The sequence below is a fragment of the Cryobacterium sp. TMN-39-2 genome (assembly GCF_004402745.1).
Taxonomy (GTDB): domain Bacteria; phylum Actinomycetota; class Actinomycetes; order Actinomycetales; family Microbacteriaceae; genus Cryobacterium; species Cryobacterium zongtaii.
The window spans coordinates 36,273-53,362 of record NZ_SOFX01000022.1 but is presented as its reverse complement, the minus strand read 5'-3'; the positions used below and the strand labels follow the sequence as shown (position 1 = coordinate 53,362).

General features: G+C 64.4%; 21 protein-coding genes. 6 read left to right on the top strand and 15 right to left on the bottom strand.

Annotated elements, in window-relative coordinates:
- Positions 1-38 precede the first annotated feature (38 nt).
- The 8 genes from E3O57_RS07190 to E3O57_RS07155 form a co-directional block, all read right to left on the bottom strand.
- Entirely contained in the window at positions 39-1,373 is a 1,335-nt protein-coding gene (locus tag E3O57_RS07190) for a phosphoribosyltransferase (RefSeq protein WP_103479781.1), read from the bottom strand.
- 59 nt (positions 1,374-1,432) lie between these two features.
- Complete coding sequence (locus tag E3O57_RS07185; protein ID WP_165787982.1) at positions 1,433-2,452, bottom strand: C4-dicarboxylate transporter; 1,020 nt, start codon at positions 2,450-2,452, stop codon at positions 1,433-1,435.
- 404 nt (positions 2,453-2,856) lie between these two features.
- Positions 2,857-3,498, bottom strand: coding sequence for a helix-turn-helix domain-containing protein (locus tag E3O57_RS07180; protein ID WP_103460388.1), 642 nt, complete (start codon positions 3,496-3,498; stop codon positions 2,857-2,859).
- A 6-nt stretch (positions 3,499-3,504) separates the two neighbouring features.
- On the bottom strand, positions 3,505-3,939 hold the full coding sequence (locus E3O57_RS07175; RefSeq protein WP_103460387.1) for a VOC family protein: 435 nt from the start codon (positions 3,937-3,939) through the stop codon (positions 3,505-3,507).
- Positions 3,940-4,048: 109 nt separating this feature from the next.
- Positions 4,049-4,573, bottom strand: coding sequence for a hypothetical protein (locus E3O57_RS07170; protein ID WP_103479779.1), 525 nt, complete (start codon positions 4,571-4,573; stop codon positions 4,049-4,051).
- Positions 4,574-4,681: 108 nt separating this feature from the next.
- The gene (locus E3O57_RS07165) at positions 4,682-5,416 is read right to left on the bottom strand and encodes a hypothetical protein (protein WP_103460386.1); all 735 of its coding nucleotides are present in this window, start codon (positions 5,414-5,416) and stop codon (positions 4,682-4,684) included.
- 197 nt (positions 5,417-5,613) lie between these two features.
- Complete coding sequence (locus E3O57_RS07160) at positions 5,614-5,928, bottom strand: hypothetical protein (protein WP_088456535.1); 315 nt, start codon at positions 5,926-5,928, stop codon at positions 5,614-5,616.
- 38 nt (positions 5,929-5,966) lie between these two features.
- A complete protein-coding gene (locus E3O57_RS07155) occupies positions 5,967-7,538 on the bottom strand; it encodes an MFS transporter (RefSeq protein WP_103460385.1) in 1,572 nt (523 codons plus the stop codon).
- Positions 7,539-7,610: 72 nt separating this feature from the next.
- On the opposite strand from E3O57_RS07155, the gene E3O57_RS07150 reads away from it, so the two are divergent.
- Positions 7,611-8,123 (top strand): MarR family transcriptional regulator, encoded by a 513-nt coding sequence (locus E3O57_RS07150; protein ID WP_103460384.1) that lies wholly within the window; start codon positions 7,611-7,613, stop codon positions 8,121-8,123.
- 221 nt (positions 8,124-8,344) lie between these two features.
- Here the strand turns inward: E3O57_RS07150 and E3O57_RS07145 are convergent, their stop codons facing one another.
- Positions 8,345-8,731, bottom strand: a complete 387-nt coding sequence (locus E3O57_RS07145) for an MmcQ/YjbR family DNA-binding protein (RefSeq protein ID WP_088458038.1) — start codon at positions 8,729-8,731, stop codon at positions 8,345-8,347.
- A 164-nt stretch (positions 8,732-8,895) separates the two neighbouring features.
- Here E3O57_RS07145 and E3O57_RS07140 point away from each other — a divergent pair, with 164 nt between their 5' ends.
- Positions 8,896-9,909: an NADPH:quinone oxidoreductase family protein gene (locus tag E3O57_RS07140; protein WP_241990339.1), complete on the top strand. Its 1,014-nt coding sequence runs from the start codon at positions 8,896-8,898 to the stop codon at positions 9,907-9,909.
- A gap of 24 nt (positions 9,910-9,933) precedes the next feature.
- Here E3O57_RS07140 and E3O57_RS19095 read toward each other — a convergent pair whose 3' ends face one another.
- A complete protein-coding gene (locus tag E3O57_RS19095) occupies positions 9,934-10,290 on the bottom strand; it encodes a three-helix bundle dimerization domain-containing protein (protein WP_241990338.1) in 357 nt (118 codons plus the stop codon).
- A gap of 198 nt (positions 10,291-10,488) precedes the next feature.
- Between E3O57_RS19095 and E3O57_RS07130 the strand changes: the two genes are divergently transcribed.
- On the top strand, positions 10,489-10,917 hold the full coding sequence (locus E3O57_RS07130) for a hypothetical protein (protein ID WP_133159821.1): 429 nt from the start codon (positions 10,489-10,491) through the stop codon (positions 10,915-10,917).
- 140 nt (positions 10,918-11,057) lie between these two features.
- On the opposite strand, the gene E3O57_RS07125 is transcribed toward E3O57_RS07130, so the two are convergent.
- Both E3O57_RS07125 and E3O57_RS07120 read right to left on the bottom strand, forming a co-directional pair.
- Positions 11,058-11,927 (bottom strand): ATP-binding protein, encoded by an 870-nt coding sequence (locus tag E3O57_RS07125; RefSeq protein ID WP_241990337.1) that lies wholly within the window; start codon positions 11,925-11,927, stop codon positions 11,058-11,060.
- 260 nt (positions 11,928-12,187) lie between these two features.
- Positions 12,188-12,925 (bottom strand): response regulator transcription factor, encoded by a 738-nt coding sequence (locus E3O57_RS07120; protein ID WP_165787981.1) that lies wholly within the window; start codon positions 12,923-12,925, stop codon positions 12,188-12,190.
- A 201-nt stretch (positions 12,926-13,126) separates the two neighbouring features.
- On the opposite strand from E3O57_RS07120, the gene E3O57_RS07115 reads away from it, so the two are divergent.
- The 3 genes from E3O57_RS07115 to E3O57_RS07105 all read left to right on the top strand — a co-directional run bounded on the left by E3O57_RS07115 (position 13,127) and on the right by E3O57_RS07105 (position 14,971).
- Positions 13,127-13,597 carry a hypothetical protein gene (locus tag E3O57_RS07115; RefSeq protein ID WP_103479777.1) on the top strand — a complete coding sequence of 157 codons (471 nt, stop codon included), beginning with the start codon at positions 13,127-13,129 and terminating at the stop codon, positions 13,595-13,597.
- 92 nt (positions 13,598-13,689) lie between these two features.
- Complete coding sequence (locus E3O57_RS07110; RefSeq protein ID WP_103479776.1) at positions 13,690-14,301, top strand: DUF305 domain-containing protein; 612 nt, start codon at positions 13,690-13,692, stop codon at positions 14,299-14,301.
- A gap of 70 nt (positions 14,302-14,371) precedes the next feature.
- Complete coding sequence (locus E3O57_RS07105) at positions 14,372-14,971, top strand: recombinase family protein (RefSeq protein WP_103479775.1); 600 nt, start codon at positions 14,372-14,374, stop codon at positions 14,969-14,971.
- Between the two features lie 148 nt (positions 14,972-15,119).
- Here E3O57_RS07105 and E3O57_RS07100 read toward each other — a convergent pair whose 3' ends face one another.
- Genes E3O57_RS07100 through E3O57_RS07090 form a run of 3 tightly spaced genes read right to left on the bottom strand, consistent with a single transcriptional unit; the run spans position 15,120 to position 17,040 of the window.
- The gene (locus tag E3O57_RS07100; RefSeq protein WP_103460377.1) at positions 15,120-15,401 is read right to left on the bottom strand and encodes a thioredoxin family protein; all 282 of its coding nucleotides are present in this window, start codon (positions 15,399-15,401) and stop codon (positions 15,120-15,122) included.
- Positions 15,398-16,093 carry a peroxiredoxin family protein gene (locus tag E3O57_RS07095; protein WP_103479774.1) on the bottom strand — a complete coding sequence of 232 codons (696 nt, stop codon included), beginning with the start codon at positions 16,091-16,093 and terminating at the stop codon, positions 15,398-15,400. The genes E3O57_RS07100 and E3O57_RS07095 overlap by 4 nt, the downstream gene beginning before the upstream one ends.
- Entirely contained in the window at positions 16,093-17,040 is a 948-nt protein-coding gene (locus tag E3O57_RS07090) for a cytochrome c biogenesis CcdA family protein (protein WP_103479773.1), read from the bottom strand. Before E3O57_RS07090 ends, E3O57_RS07095 begins: the two co-directional genes overlap by 1 nt.
- Positions 17,041-17,090 lie beyond the last annotated feature (50 nt).

The window sequence follows — 17,090 nt, the reverse complement described above, 5'->3', positions numbered from 1 at the left end:
GGCGCTTTTTTGCGTCTGATCGGGAAACTTCTTGGTTCCTAGGCGGGCTCCGCGGTGTTCGGCGGCACCAGGTGGCGGGCGAACCAGCCGGCGGCCAACTCGGCGGCGGCGCCCAGGGCGCCCGGTTCCTCGAACAGGTGGGTGGCGCCGGGTATGACGGCCAGCCGGTTCTCGCAGCGCAGGTGTTTCTGTGCCTCGCGGTTGCCCTCCAGCACGGTGATATCGGCACCGCCGACGATGAGCAGGGTGGGCGCGGTCACCAGCGGTAGTCTCGTTCCGGCCAGGTCGGGCCGGCCCCCGCGAGACACCACAGCGGCAATATGCGTCTCGGCATCGCCGGCCGCCCACAGGGCTGCGGCGGCTCCGGTGCTGGCACCGAAGTAGCCGATCCGGCATCCGGCGGTGTCGGACCGGTCGGTCAGCCAGCCGGTGACGGCGACCAATCGCCGGCCCAGCAGCTCGATGTCGAAGACGTTCCCCCGGTCCAGCTCCTCCTCCGGCGTGAGCAGGTCGAACAGGAGGATGCCCAGCCCGGCCTCGAACAGCACATCGGCCACGTACTGGTTGCGGGGGCTGTGCCGGCTGCTGCCGCTCCCGTGGGCGAAGAGCACCACGCCGGTCGGCGACGCGGGCAAGTGCAGATGCCCGTTCAGGGGCACGGTGTCGACGGGGATCTCGACCTCGTCGTCGACCCCCGCCTCGAGGTCCGAGTCGCCCGCACCCGACGGCCCGGTGAGCCGGCGTGCCGCCTCGTCGAGCAGCCGAGCGACCTCGTCGTCGGTGGTGGCCGAGAAGTCGGTGTAGAACTGGCCGACCGCCCAGAAGGTCTCCGGCGCCGCCAGGTAGACGATGTCGTCTGCGCCGGTCATCTCCGCCAGGGTCGAGGCGGCGATCACGGGCACCGCGAGGATCACGGTCGCGGCGCCGAACCTGCGGGCCACGTCGCACGCCACTCGTGCTGTCGCCCCCGTAGCCACCCCGTCATCCACGATCACGACGGTGCGGCCATCGAGTGGGATCCGGTCGCGGCCCGGCCGGAGTCGCTCGACCCGCGCGTCGAGGTTCACCCGCTCGCGAGCTTCGACCGCGCTAACCTCGGCGTCGGTCACCCCGGTCAAGGCCACGGTCGATTCGTCGATGAGTTGCTCCCCGCCCTCGCCGATGGCGCCCATCGCGAATTCGGGCTGGAAGGGCACGCCGAGCTTGCGCACGACGATGACGTCGAGAGGGACGTCGAGTGACGCGGCGACCTCGTACGCCACCGGCACTCCCCCGCGGGGAATGCCGAGCACCACAATGTCCTGCCCACGCAGGTAGTCGAGCTGCAGGGCCAGCCGACGACCGGCTTCCACGCGATCAATGAAGAGCACCATCGGCCCATGATCGTCCCCCACGCCCTCTGCCGCTAGACATCACATCCAGAGTGCGACCATCACGGACTACACGGGCCCGACTCTCCCGGCTTCGGGTCGGCCCAGCTCGTCTTACCAGTCCGACCGCTCAGCAGGGCGACGGATCGCACGGCGATGCTCCCGATCAGCATCGTGGCGACCCCAATGGCGAGCCACGCCCACACCGCGTGGCCTGGACCGCCCCAGAGCGCAAGCCAGTGTGCCGTATAGGTTCCGCTGGATGCCGCGGTGAAGGTGAATGCCCAGAACCCCAGGGTGAAAGGCAGCCGCCAGTAGGTGCCCAGCATCATCAGTTGCACGAGGATCAGCACGACGAAGGCACCGAGCAACATCGTCTCGACCAGGTCGATGCGGCCGCCGTTGACCGCGAACCACGCGTTTCCGGCGACCGCCGGCGGTGCGGACCAGATCGCGAAGGTCGGTAGGAGAGCGTCGGGCGGCGCCGGGCGGAACGCAATCCGCGCCAGGATGATCGTGCCCAGCATCAGCCAAAACAAGATACCGACAGCGATGGCCGCTTCGCCCAACAACGTCCAGCCGAACGTGCCTGCCCCCTGCCCGATGATGAACGCTGCGGCGACGGTTGGCAACAGGTAGCCGCCGTGGATGCTGTCGATGCTGCGCTCGCGGAGAGCGAACTGAGCAAGAAACCAGGTGCCGAAGAGCAGGCCGATCACCATGAACACACCCGTGGCGATGCGGCCGGCGATCGGGAAATACTGCGCGTAGTGGGTGCAGACCAACAACGCCGACGTCGGTGCGAGCGACGCGAAAGGGCCCTGCACGGGGTCGCGGAGATCCTCGCCGATGCTGCCGCCGTGATAACCGGATCGCCGGAGGTAGTTCGTGACGACGACGATCCAGGCGGCTGCCGCGAGCATCCACAGCCCCTCGGCGATGATGTTCGGCGTGAGCGAGGTGTGTGCGGCCATGGTCCAGGTGCCGGCCAGGCCGGCCAGCCCGAACGGGATGCCAAGGCTGCTCAGCGGAGCCCGACCGGTGCGGGTGCTGCGGACGCGCGACCTCGGCGCAGGTGTCATGGCGTTGTCTCCTCGCGGACGGACGTGGCTGGTGAGCGTCGTGCCCACATCGTCAGGCATCTCGATCCCGCCCGGTCAACGCTACGCGGGGTGAAGCGGGACTTTCGTCACAGTGAGGCTCGACCGAACCGATGGTTTCGAGTCTCGGAGTTTTGAGGCACTCGGTGCAACACCCGGAGACTCAAAAGCCGCCGCCAAGGTCGGCAATGGGCTGTCTGTCGTCCCTGATCTTGTCGCAGAAGCGGCAGCCGTGGTACCTCGGCGCGTCCGGCGAGTCCTGCTTGATGACCCATTTGTGCAACCCGAGCCGGCACCGAAGTCGTCGTTTCATCTTCAGCTCCCTCAGGTCAAGGTGACGCCGTTTGCCCCCCAAGCTACGCCGGACGACCCGGTCGCGCTCGTGGTCAGGCGACCAGATTGAAGGTGCTCGCGAAACGGTCGAGCAGGTCGGCACGTCCGTGTAGCACCTTGATCACCCCCGTTGTGATCGCACGAGCCGGTGCGAGCTCACCCAGAATGAGCAGGTGGATGTCCGGACCGGCCACAAAGGCGAGGTCTGCAGGTCCGTCCCCGCGGGTCACGTCCAGGGTGCTGCCCTTTACCCTGATGAGCAGCTCGGCGCCACCGAATTGCGCCGCGTAGGCGGTAGGGGGCAGCTTCGCTGCCACCTGGGCGCGGAACGTCGTTCGCAGATCCATCGTCAGCGAGTCGGGAGTGACGACTTGCTCATCCCGCGGCTCACCCATCGCCTTGAAGCCCCAGGCGCCGAACGCGAGCACAACGGGCTCGAGCTCGCGGCCGTACGGCGTCAGCTCGTAGACGATCACACGCGAGCGCGGTGCCCGGCGGATCACACCGGCCGACTGCAGTTCTTTGAGTCGCGCCGCCAGGATGTTGCTCGGGATGCGGGGCAGTCCCTCGGCGAGCTCACCGTAGCGGCGCGGCCCAACGAGCAGGTCGCGAACAATGAGCAGGGCCCAGCGCTCGCCCACGAGTTCCATGGCGCGGGAGACACCGGAGTACTGCCCATAGTCGCGTGCAGCCATGGCTGGCTAGGCCTGCTGGTTCAGGACGGCGCCCGGCCCCTGCTCGGCGGCGACGGGCTCCATGTAGCCGAACTCGACAATGTTGCCGTCGGGGTCAGTGAGCTGACGCTGATACATGAAGCCGTAGTCGGAAGGCTCCTGCGCCTCCGTGCCGCCGGCTGCGACGCCCCCGGCTACGCTGGCGTCCACCGCCTCCCGACTGTCCAGGAAGATTGCGGTCGACACCGACGGGTTCACGGCCGGGTCACCGAGGGGAAGCTCGGTGAAGGTCTGGAAATAGTCGCGCACCAGCAGCATGATCGCGCTGTGATCCTCCTCGACGACGACGCAGGCCGCGTTGTGATCAGTGAAAAGCGGGTTGATGGTGAATCCGATCGCCGTGTAGAACGCCTTCGCGCGATCCAGATCGGTCACCGGCAGATTGACGAACATCGAAGTCATGGTGGTCTTCCTTTCGTGGGTTCGGTATCACTGGGGAGTCCGGAGATGGACACCATCCACACTTGCAAAAAACAAGTAGCGTGTCAAGGGTTTGGCGCGCTGCCTGGTCCTACCTGCCGTCGATGATGGACATCAGCCCGGCAAACGCGAAGATCCCGGGCGCGACGTAGAGCAACGTGCAAAAAAGAAACCGGGGGGGGATCTCCTGCCCGGGTACCCGTTCATCCCGATATCGTCGAGCGCTGGCAGCGATTCGTGACGCAGAATCGGCGAGGATCGCGTGTATCGCGAGCCAGGGCTCCGGCGTGCCGAAGTCGGCGGTTGACGAGGTGAAGAAGACGAGAGTGTCGTCGACGATCTCGATGTTGAAGTCGCTGGCCGTGTCGATGAGCGCCGCCATCACGTCGGGTGTCAGCAGGTAGAGCGCGTCCGACCGGTACGTGACCGGCCTATACAGGTGGAACCACCGGTCGAAACCTCCCTCAAGAGACAACCGCTGGGCGCGATCGACTCCGGTGGGCAGGTCGCTGCCGAGCCTGTTGTTCGAGGTCGCGTCGAGGATGAGGTGCGGCAGCGGCGCAGGCAGCCTGACGGCCAGATAGTGCCATCGGCTCGACCGGCCCGCTCGGCGCACCAGATTGCCGAGAGACTATGAAGAGGTACCACAGGTCATTGATCCCCCGAAACTCACGCTAATGGGCACGCGGACACCGCGTCTACCGGATCAGCTCGCGGCGTCTGGTCAGCCTGGCGGCGGGCCCGGCTCCGCGGGCCGCACGTACTCGTAAACATCGACATGGTCACTCTTGAGCACGAACCGGGTGAGACTGCGCGTCGTCTGCGCGAGGTCAGCGATGGTCTCGTCACCGCTGGGGGAACACGCTTCGGCACCGATCCCCTCGTTGAGCCCTTGAACGGGATGGGCCACGAGCAGGCAGGTAGAACCGTAGCGAGAATTCCCGCTCCAGACGGTGAGGTACCCGTAGGTTTCGTAGCGCCGCATCGCATCGGCATTCAGCCCCAGCCGGTTGAGAGTGCCGTGCGGGTCATTCGGCTCATCGGCCTCCGTGCCCTCCGACACCAGCCCGAGAATGGCGTCCGGGGGAAATGCGTAGTTCGGCGTGCGCACGTAGTCCGGCGCAGATGGCTGCATCCACGCGACGATGGCCGCGGTTAGGGCGAGGGTCGTGATGGTGCCGCCGAGGATCGTCAGCCAGCTGCGGCGGCGGCGCCACCACGGCGCCGCGGGGGCTTCGCCGATGGGAGCGGAATCAGCGATCGGACCCTCGGCGGGGTCGCTCTCGGTGACCGCCCGTGAGTCAGGGTCGGGGTCGGTGACCGCGGCCTCCAGTTCGGTGAGCCGAGCCCGAGCCGCCGCATCCCCCGCGATGTCGGCATTCCGTCCGTAAGCGCGTCGGCGCAGGCGCTCCAACTCGGTGGATTCGTCGAACTCGCCGGGCGCCGGCGGCACATCCATGCCCTCATTATCCGCGCGGGCGGGACAGGAGGAAAGGGGCTACCTGTTAGGGGCCGTCATCTGACAGGACAAAAGCCCGGAGCACCGACCGGAGCGGCTTCATGCTGGGAGCCGTGGTGTCCGGTGCTGTGCACGTCGTCTCCATGCTCGTTCCTCGAGCCTGGCCGTCACACCGGTCCGCCTGTGCGAGGTGCTGCCTACCGGAAGGGCACAGGGACGTGGGCGGCCTTGGCCCAATCAAACCGGATGCGTTGACCGCCGGTTTCGTTCAGAATGTAGGCCTCAAGCTTCATGACGCGATGGTCGGCGATTGCCTGATCGGTTCCCACGATGTCGAATCGATACCTGCTGGAGTGCTCGGTCACGAGGACCGCACCGATGCCGGGAAAGATGACGAACATTTGATCCGTGAACAACAGTGTGTGTTCGTAGTGCCGACGAAGATTCTGGCCCAGTTGCGGGAAACTACGGAGCGATTCGACCGGGCGCACGATGGCTGTCATGGTGATCATGATGTAATCCTCAGCCCGCAAGGTAAGCACCAGGTTAACTACCGGTGGGCGTCTGCTGGGAATTCACGCGTCGCGACTTCGCGCTGGGCGGGTGCGATGAGGAAGGTGATGATCGACGCTACGACCAGGATCACGGCCCCGGCGAGCATCGCCGCGCTGAACCCGACCGCGAACGCTTCCCGGGCAGCACGTGCGAGGGCCTCGCCTTCCGGGCCGAACGAATCGGCGATGCCGATCGCGGCACCGGCGCCGGCGTCGACGACCTGGCGCACCTGGTCGGGAATCCCGTCAAGCGCCGGCTTGATGTCGCTCCGGTAGAAGCTGATCAGGACACTCGAGAGCACGGCGATTCCGAGCACGCCGCCGACCTCGCGGGTGATGTCGTTGACGGCGCTCGCGACGGAGCGCCGCTCCGCGGGGAGACCCTCAATGATGAGTTGGGTTCCGGGGGTGATCCCCATGCCAAACCCGATGCCGAACACCAGGACGCCGGCTCCCAACACCCAGATCGAAGCATCCACCCCGCCGGCCAGGCCCGCTGCGCAGACGAAGAGCCCGACCCCCATGAGCAGCAGGCCCAATGAGCCGGGTACGCGTGCACCAAACCTCCTTTCGAGTGCGGCCGATATCCCGATGCCTGCGCCGACGCCGACGGGAACGATGAGCAGGGCCAGAGCCGCTCCGAGCGGCGTGTATTCCAACACGATCTGCAGATACTGCGGCGAAAGCACGAAGAACCCGAGCGAGGCGAAAAACTGAACGGTGACGATGAGGGATCCCGCGGCCAGTCCACGATTGGCGAACAGCCTCACGTCGAGCGACGGATCTTTCGCACGCAACTGGTGCACGACGAACGCCACGAAACCCAGAGCGCCGACGGCGAGCGCCAGCAGGGTGACGAGGTCGAGCCATCCGCGCTGAGGGCCCTCAACCACGCCGAAGACGAGCCCAGCCAAAGCGATGATCGACCAGAGTGCGCCCAACGGGTCGAGAGAAAGCCGCGGGTTGCGATTCTGCGCAACGAGCATCAGTACCGGGATGATCAGGGCAACGGCGACGCCGCCGAACACCAGTTGCACGCTTCCCCACCAATACGCTTCGAGGAGAGCGCCGGCGATGATCGTGCCAGCCACCGCGCCGGCAGAGCTGACCCCCGACCACACTCCGATGGCAAAGGTTCGTCGCTCGGGCGGATACGCGTCAACGAGCGCGGAGAGGGTTACGGGAAAGACCGCGGCGGCGCCCACCCCGGCAATGGCCCGCAGCGCGATGAACCAGCCGGGGTCGGGCGCGAACGCTGACGCGACGTTGGCCGCCCCGAAGATCAGCAAGCCCATCACGAGAATCGTGCGCCGCCCGACTCGGTCAGCGGCGATGCCCGCAGTGAGAAGGAGGGCGGCGAAGGTCAGGGCGTACGCATCGATGATCCAGGTCAGCTCGGACTGGTCAGCCTCAAGGTCGATCGCGATGTCGGGCAAGGCGATCGCCAGTGCCGAGTTGCCCGCAACGACCAGCGCGAGGGCGGCACAGAGCACAACAAGCAGCCCACGAAGCTGAGTCGGGTTGAGCGGCATATGCGGTGCGGCAGTGGTGGGTGGGAGTGCGGTCATGACTATTCCCTTCCTTTAGCTCCTTTACCGAGTGTCTCCGTTACGGAAGGAAATGTCAACTATGATGTGGCCATGGCGAAAGACAGCGACATCCCGGGAGCGGAGCAGGTCGAGCGCAGCAGAATGTCGGCTGCAGAACTGTCGTGGGCGCTGCGCTCGGTGAATCGCGCCGCGTCCCAGCTCGAGCACGCCCTGGCCGCCAAGGTGGGACTGCGCGCCCTCGACTTCGAGGCGATGGGTCACATCATGGATCTGGAAGGAACCCAGCTCGGGCCGGCCGAACTTGGCCACCGTTTGGGCATCAGTACCGGCTCGGCGACCGAACTGGCGGACCGCCTCGAAGCTGCGGGCCACATCGCGCGCGCCCGGGATGCAACTGACCGGCGTCGAGTCAACCTAGTGCCGCAGGCTTCCGCCGTGGGTCGCATCCTCGGAGAGCTCGCCCCGCTCTTCACCGCGCTGGACAGCCTCGCACTCGAATTCTCGCCCGAGGAGCAGGCCGCGATCAGCCGATACTTGCGTGCCGCAGCAGACGAGCTCCAGACGCACTCTGCGACACTCACCTCGTCTTCGTCTGACGAGTGATGGTCAGCCGGCGCCGCCCCCGGCGCTGCCGTCGCCCCCATCGAACATGGCGGCGTGAACGCGGTCACCAGGCCCTTCGAAGGCCTCTTCGCGAAGAGTCACAATGCGGGAGGGTATGTCGCGTTCAATCAATCGTTGAAGAGCCGGGTGGAGAGCCGGGCATCAATCCATCGCTAGGCCGGTGTCGCGGGCGTGCTGGTGACGTCACTCTCCCGAGGGGGTCACAGTTCTCTCTGGCCGAACGTTCGGGGGTCGACCGGCCGCTGGGCATGGGGCAGGTTCCCAATGACGAGCCGATAGGACTCGGTGACGAGGTCGTCGACGAGATCCTTCTCCAGGGTTCCGTCGGGATGCAAGGTGATCCAGTGCTGCTTGTTCATGTGGTAGCCGGGGGTGATATCCGCGTACTGCTCGCGCAGAGCTCTTGCGTCCTCCGGGTCGGCCTTGAGGATAACGATCGGCTCACCGGTGATCTCGGTCATCAGCATGAAGACCTTCTCGCGCACCTTGAAGACGTCCCAATCCGGCCCGAACGGATGCTCCAACGTGGCCCCCGGGAGCTCCCAGACGCGGTTACGCGCATGCTGCCGCAGCGTGTCGCCCTTCATGGTCACCCTCCTGAGGTCTCTCTCGCTCCGCACGGTGCCGCGGCTGCGCTCCCATTCCAGCAGACGGCTCGGCCGGATAGAAATTCCCGCGGGGATACTCACGGTCGGACGCGACAACGGGTGAGGTGAATCGATCGAGCCATCCACCGGCGGATGATTGACTCATGAGTCCACACCGCACGATGATGCACGCGCTGCGAAATACAACGCACGGCGGACCACGACTGCTGCAGATGCAGCAAATCCCCATCCCGAGCCGCGGCCCGGGAGAGGTACTCGTAGAAGTACATGCCGCCGGTGTCGCTTACCCTGACGTGCTGCAGTCGCGCGGCGAGTATCAGCTGAAAGTTCCGCTTCCATTCACTGTGGGATGTGAGTTCTCCGGCATCATCGCTGACGCTGATCCCGATTCCGGATTCGTCGCCGGCGACCGGGTCCTTGGCGTAGCTGGTTCCGGCGCGTTTGCCGAGTACGTCGTCACCCCTGCCGATCGGGTGTTGCCATTGCCCGATAGTGTCGACTTCATCCAGGGTGCGGCGATGCCGATCAATGTGCTCAGCGCTGAATTCGCCTTGGGAGAGCGCGGCAATCTTCGTGCCGGTGAGACGGTGTTAATCCACGGCGCCGCGGGCGGGCTCGGAGTGGCGCTCACCCAACAGGCGAAGCTACTGGGCGCATCCGTCATCGCTGTGGTCTCCACGCCTGAGAAGGCCGAACTGTCACGAAGCATCGGTGCGGATGACGTCATCTCCCCCTTCGACTTCCTCACCGAGGTCCGCCGCATCACGGATGGGCGTGGTGTGGATATGGTGTTGGATCCGGTGGGCGGTGAGCGCTTCACTGATTCGCTGCGGGCGCTAAATACCCGCGGCCGCTTGCTCGTTCTCGGTTTCACCGGAGGGAGCATCCCGACCGTTCGGGTGAACCGCCTTCTGCTGACCAACACGACGATCGTTGGTGTCGCCTGGGAAGGCCTCATGCCCTCAACGTCGGTGTCTCTCCAAGACCAGTGGGCGCGGCTTGCTCCTGATGTCGCCCGGGGTGCGCTCGCGCCGGTCATCGGCGAGGTCGTCCCGTTCACCCAGGCGCCGGAAGCAATCGCCGCGCTGGATGAGCGCCGCGCGCTCGGAAAGACAGTTCTTCGTGTCAGTGGCGACGGATGGGCGGCCACGAGTTAGACCACTCCCTCGGGTTGGCGCGCATCAGCGTTCGTTGCCGCCGGTGCCTCCGAGTAGATCGCCAAGCAGGGGCCCACGATGTCCCTCACGACTTGCGCGCTCGACTTCCATCGGGTCCAGGGCCTGGTCACCGTCCGGCACCGGACCCAGCGCTTCGAGCTGTTCGACCACAACGCTCGACTCCTTCGCTTCCTTTTTCAGCCGCTTCTTCGCAGCCTTCTCAACCAGGACCGGAACGAAGTCACGAACCCGACCCCCATCCAACTTCCCATGCTCCTCGTCGACGACGTCCGCGATATGGCCGCGCTCCAGACTCGGGAACCGTTCCGCCAACCGATCGATCACCTGATCGATGGCTTGAGTTTCATCTAGCTCGCTCATGTGGACATTCTCTACTGGTGACCCTCCCCCGACAACATCTGGCAGTGCCAAATGTGGGCGAAAGGCGAAGCCGAAAGGGCGAAATGGTTGCGTCCCTGATGGCGGCGAAAATTGACTCACAGTCAGCTCCGCCGTAGGGTCTGAGTGTTGCCCCAGACCCCGGCAGCGGTTTTATCCGCAACGATCGGGGGAGCATAAATGCTTGACAGCCCGCCTCGCCCCGGCATCGGTGGCGCATCCAGGAACACCACTTCTGTCGAGACAACCGAAGACGCGGCGAATTCTGTGACTGATGCCGCTAACCTCGCCTACACGCTGTCCTCAGAATTGGAATCGGTGGTGCGAGCCGTTCCTGGAGTGGACACTCTGTATCCGACCGAGCCCGTCGTCGCGACGATTGTCGGTGCCATTGTCGATGCGCTGACGCACCGAGAACGCACGTCCAACCTTGTTGCCGTCACCATGGGAGACGCGGGGATAAACGTGTCCGTGGCTTTTCGGGCCGTCAGCTCTGAGCCAGCCACCGAAGTGTGCCGGCTCGTATTTGACTCGATCGCCATGGTCCTCGATGCCAGTTCGATCACGCGCATCGATAGCATCCACGTGACAGTTGCCAGCATCGGCTGATGTATCGCCATATTCTGGCCGCCCGTCAGGAACCGATGCGGGTGTCCGTTTCTTTCACACCGAAGTTTGTCGACGTATAGACACCGAGATTCGCCCCTGAATATTGGTGACCTGAGCTCGACCTCTGTGACCGGTTGGCCTTAGTGATTCTGGCTGAGCAACGGCAATTCAACGGTGAAGGTCGCTCCTCGGCCGACACCCGCGCTGTCCGCTCGAACGCTTCCACCGTGGGCCTCGGTGATGGACTTAGCGATCGCCAGGCCTACGCCGGAGCCACCGTGTGCGCGGTCCCTGCTGGCGTCCACTCGGTAGAAACGCTCGAAAACATGCAAAATGTGGTCGGCCGGAATTCCATCGCCCTCGTCGGAGACGGCGACCACCGCCCTGCCGCCGACTACCGCGGCGGAGATCACGACCTCGCCCCCGGACGGGGTGTGTCGAACCGCGTTGTCGAGGAGATTTGTCAGGACCTGACCGATGCGATCGCTGTCCCCATCGACAGCCGCGCCCCGGGCGGCTCCGGACATAGTGACCGTCAGCGTCACATTCTGGGCAGCGTATTGCGCTGTCGCCTGGGCCACTGCATCCGCGACTACCTGGGAAACGAGCAGGCGTCGTCGGTGCATTGTCAGTCGGCCTTCTTCGGCGGTCGTCACGATCGCGACGTCCTGGCTAAGCCGTGCCAGACGGGTGACCTGGTCACCAAGCATCGTGAGGGTTGCCGGATCCGCTTCCTGGACGCCATCGGCGATGGCCTCCAGGTAGGCGCCGATCGTGGTGATGGGGGTGCGCATTTCGTGTGCCAGGTCGCCCAGCATCCTCGTTCTGGTCGCTTCGATCCGGCCGAGATCGGTGGCCATCGAGTTGAAGGCCGAAGTGAGGTCGTCGAACTCACTGCCTAGTCCCACAGCGGGGATACGCGCGGTGTAGTCCCCGTCAGCCACCCGGCCAGCTGCTTCAGTGACGGGTGCCAGGGACCGGGTGATCCGGCGGGAGAGAAACAGGCTCACCCCGACTGACGCTGCCAGAGCAGCGATGAGGGCCAAGGCTAGAGAGAGCGTTGATGCCGTCCGGAATGCTTCCTCGGCATGCACCGTCGAGTCAGCCCCAGAACCACCCGTGCCCATCATGTGAACGTGGAAAATGGCTGGGCCGATCCCTGCGACGACGACCCAGGCAGTTGCGACTCCGACGAGAACTACGACGAGGATGGCGCCAAGTAGGCGGGCGCTGAGGTCCCGAGGGCCAGGGACCCGAGTGCGTGTTCTGCTCACGCTCCCACGCCCATCTGGTAGCCGACGCCACGCACCGTCCTAATAAAAACCGGTGAAGCCGGATCATCACCGATCTTGCGTCGTACGTGCCCGATATGCACATCCACAAGGTGCGGATCGCTCATCCAGCCGTCTCCCCATACGGCATCAATGAGTTGCTGCCGAGAGAAGACGATTCGAGGTTGACCAGCCAATGCCGCCAACACCTCGAACTCGGTGCGGGTCAGGTCCACCGCTTCACCGCTTCGGCGGACTTCGCGGCCGCCGACGTCGATTTGGAGGGAGCCAAAGAGAAGAGGCGGTGTGCCGACAGCGGCGGCTTGTTCGCTGGGGCGGGGCCGGCGGAGCATAGCGCGCACTCGAGCCACGAGCTCTCGCGGGCTGAAAGGCTTGGTCAGGTAGTCGTCTGCTCCGACAGAGAGGCCGACCAGCTTGTCGATTTCGTCAACCCGGGCGGTCAGCATGATGATGTAGCAATCGGTGAAGGTGCGCACGGTACGACAAACCTCAATGCCGTCCATCCCTGGTAGGCCCAAGTCGAGAACGATGATGGCGGGGGCCCAGTTTCGTGCCGTCGTCACCGCAGACTGGCCGTCAGCTGACGTCTGCACGTCGAACCCATCTCGCTCCAAGTAGCCGGCGACCAACTCGAGCAGCGGCACCTCATCGTCGACCACCAGGACTCGCGGCCGCGGCTCCGCAGTGGTTTGTGGCCTGAAGGTCGTTGACATCATGGTCTCATTGTCCCTCCGGGTTCATCCCGGACCGCTCTGATGAGCGGCTGCCGCCCATATCCCCAGTCAATCTTTGTCAAAAGACCTATCAATGGATTTCGGCTGAGCTGCACCGCGCCATTCCCAGCTGAACTTTGTCAAGTGTCGATACGGTTTTGGGTACCCGCGATTTCAACCTGGTTTGTCGACACTGGAGGTGACATGAACCCGCACGGCAATTCCGTAGCTGACCGTCACCAAAGGCCTGTATTCGCCTATGCGTTCACGGCGGTTCTTGTCATGGCAGCCATGTTGCTGGGCATGCACTCCATGATCGGCGAGCACAGCGTAGGTTCGGGGGCAGCCGAGTCCACTGCACATTCCGACACCGTCCCGGGGGCCGCTGACTTCGGAACTGACGTGGCGGTCACGGCGACGGCGCCGATGCTCCCAGTAGTCGTGCATGCAGAAATCGGCCTTTTCGGTAGCGCCGACGGCATGCTCGATTGCGCCGTATGGGCGATGACCTGCGCCCTGGTACTGGTCTTAGCGGCTCTCATCATTCTTGCCAGCTCGCCGGCCACGTATCGGCGTCTGCTCGAGGCGGGCGGGCGCGTCATCTCTCGCTTTCAGGGCCCCGCGCTTCATCTCTTCCGGCCTAGCTTGGTCGTTCTCTCCATCAGTCGCACCTAAAACCAGCAACGGCCTTAGCGTCACTCGACGCCTACCTCCACCACGCCGTATGGCGACCCGATTTTTCACGTCTGACTCCGAATGGATTGACAATGCCCAAGCCACATACTTATCTTCTTGCTGCCGCAGCCGTCGCGACTGCACTCACTCTCAGCGCCTGCGCTGGCGGAACAACCAACACCAGCTCATCCGCCGCCCCCAGCTCCCCCGAGTCCTCCGCCTCACCGGTTGATCTCGCCGACGCGGACGTCGAGTTCACCCAGATGATGATCCCCCATCACGAACAGGCCGTCGAAATGAGCGATGACCTTCTCGCGAAAGACGAGATCGACCAGCGCATCGTGGACCTGGCCACCGAGATCAAAGACGCTCAAGAGCCCGAAATTCAGCAGCTCGAATCCTGGCTATCCGCATGGGGCATGGATGACACCAGCTCCAGCGAAATGGATATGTCCGATATGGATCACGGCACGGACGGCATGATGTCTGACGACGATATGAACGCCCTCGAGTCCGCGCCCTCAGAAGACGCTGGAAAACTCTTTCTCGAACAGATGATCGTTCATCACCAGGGCGCAATCGCGATGGCTCAGACCGAGATCGACGAGGGACAATTCCCGGACGCTGTGGACGTGGCCACGAACATCGTGAACAGCCAGACCGCCGAGATTGATGTCATGAACGGCATCCTCGCCACACTGTAGCCCCAGGTTCAGGAGCGACCGTGACACGCGAGCGGTCGGACCCCGGATTCCGCGAGCGAAGCAGGTAAAGATGACTGTCATCGGTTACGCGCGTGTTGCAACGCGCAAGCAGAGAGTCGATGAGCGAGAAATCGCGTTGACCGCGGCCGGCGCGGAGCGCGTGTTCGTGGACCACGGCGAGTCGAAGAATAGGGCGTCGTTGCCGCAGTTTTCAGCCTGCTTGGCTTACTTGCGGGCCGGTGACGTCTTGTTGGTTTGTCAACTTAGCCAGTTGGATCGGTTGGCTCGTGACGATCGTCTGATTTCACTCCTTCACGAGCTCGGCGAACGCGGCATCGGACTTCGTTCGTTAGCGGAACCGGCGATCGATACGACCGGCCCCTCAGGCCGGGTCCTTTTCGACATCATCGCCGTTTTCGCTCAGTTGCGTACTGAGTCGATCCAGGCGCACCGCCGCGATGGCCCCCCACTGGCTCGAGCGCATTCGCGCGACAGCGCACGCCCGTCAGCAATGACAAACGAGAGGATCGCTGTCGCAATCGATATGCGCGAAAGGGGCGCCACGATTGACACGATCGCCATCACTCTCGGCGTCGACACCGTGACCGTGCAACGCGCGCTTCTGAGCAACCCGGACGGACAGCCGAAGTTGGCGCGCGATGAGGGATGATGTCGGGCACGCGAGCTCGCTGCCCGTCTCGCTTGCCCAGGTTGAAGGCCCCATAGGCGCTACCGTCCTTGCCTGCGGGGAGAGCTGGAACTGGGTGTAACCGTCAACGACAATGACGAGCTCGCCAATGCGTTCGCCTATGCCTCCGTCAGCTGGGGCCCGCGGGTGGGCGTGTGGTGGGCCACTCCACTGAGGAGAGATGGCGGCGCAATTTCTTTTCGGACAAGCGGCCGTAGCTGAACAGCTCGCCGTCGATCAAGATGCCCGGGGCGAAAACGATGCCGACCCGGCTCGCAAGATCTCGGCCTTCGGCTGATGCCAACGGAATCTCCACGATGTTGAAGGGATACTCGTCGGCGAGCTGCGCCAGGGTGTTTTTCGCGTTCACGCAGGAGGGGCAGGCCTCCTGGGTCAGGACGGTGACCATCATGATCCGTTCACCCCGGCAGCCGTCATGTCGGCGAGAAGGTCGGTCATGGACACGTACATTGTGTAATCCGGGGCGCCACCGTAGTCGGCCCGCCACTGAATCGTGCCGTCAGGCCCGACAAGGATGAAGCTGTGTCCGGCGCGGGAGTCGCCCATCATTCCGTAGTCGTTCGCCCCGTACTTTTTAATGACGTCCATCTTCGTGTCCGCCAGGGCGACGGAGGCGAGTTTGTCATCGTCCATCTTTTGCGCAATCAGGTCTACCGGCCCGCTGGTGATTGTGAGCACATCGTCGACGCCGACGGCAGTGAGCTGATCGGATGCGGCGTCCAGGTCACGCATCTGGTCCCAACAGGGCTGGCAGCCCAGTCCCTCATGGAAGTACAAGAGCACCGATTTGCCCGCGTAGTCAGTCAAATCCACGGTGTCCCCCGATGTGGACTCCATTGCGAATCCCGGGGCCATCTCTCCCACCCCCGGAGATCCCACCGCGTAGTCAGCCGCATCGGCGCTCCTGCCCAGAGGAACGGACTGGGCCGGCTGGGCGGGTGCGGAGGGCTCCTGAGCGAGAATAAGGAAAAAGGCGCCGAAGATGGCCACGACCACGCCGGCACCGATCAGCACGGCAAGGCGGTTGGTGTTCTTTTTCCGAGGCCGCATCGCTACGGCGGGCTTCTTGTTGCGTGATGCCATTACTGTGAATCCTTTGCGGTGTCGTGACAGGCCGGAGTGGTCGAACCGGCCGCTACCTGCTCTGCCGTATCTGGCTCTGTCGCGGAAGTGGTGTGACCTCCCTGTGGGCGTCGGGCGCGCAGCGCCTTCCACACCAGGGTGGCGAGGGCGATGAAGACCACGAGGGCCGAGAGCCAGCCGGGTATGAAGCCGACGGACTGCTGAATAACCACAGCTGCGTGGTTGAGCCAGGCGGTGACCCGAACCTGCCAGCCGTCGGGCGCCATGCCGATGCCGCGAACCGCGATGATCATGGTGACGATACCCATCCCGAGCATCAAGCCACCGGACAACAGGCTCGACAGCGGCAGCCGTCGCCCGCCGGGCCACAGGGCGACAGTGCGCGCCGTGAGCAGCCGGCTATTGCTCCAGTCCTTCCGATCCCACACCAGCGCAAGGACACAGAGCGGAGCGACCATGCCGAAGACGTAGGCAATACCGACCAGCGCTGCGGTAGAAATCGACGACGCCGCCCCAGACATTGCGGCAACTCCGGCCAGGACTGGTGCACAACAAGCACTCGCCGCGCCAGAAAACACGCCCAACCCGTACACGGAACCGATTCCTGACCCTGAACTCTTCCCCGACGGCATCGGGAGCATCAACTTCCACCCCACCAACGTGGCGACACCCACGACGACCATGGCAATTCCCACCACGCTGAAGATCCAGAAGTGGTACTGCGCCAGGGCGCGGCTAACGATCGCGGCCCCCAACGCAATGGGCAGGATGATCGTGCCGACACCGGCAGCGAAAACCAGTGTCATTCCCAGGATCTGGCCGCGACGGCGGAAGCTTGACGCGAAGAACGCCGGCAGCATGACCGACACACAACAGGGGGCCAGCAGGGCGACGATGCCGCCTAAGAACGAGGCGAGGATTGTGGTGGAGACCAGGACCTGCTCCATGTATTGCTCCTTCAAAAGTGCACGGACTCACCGCCGTGCCGATGCCGTGG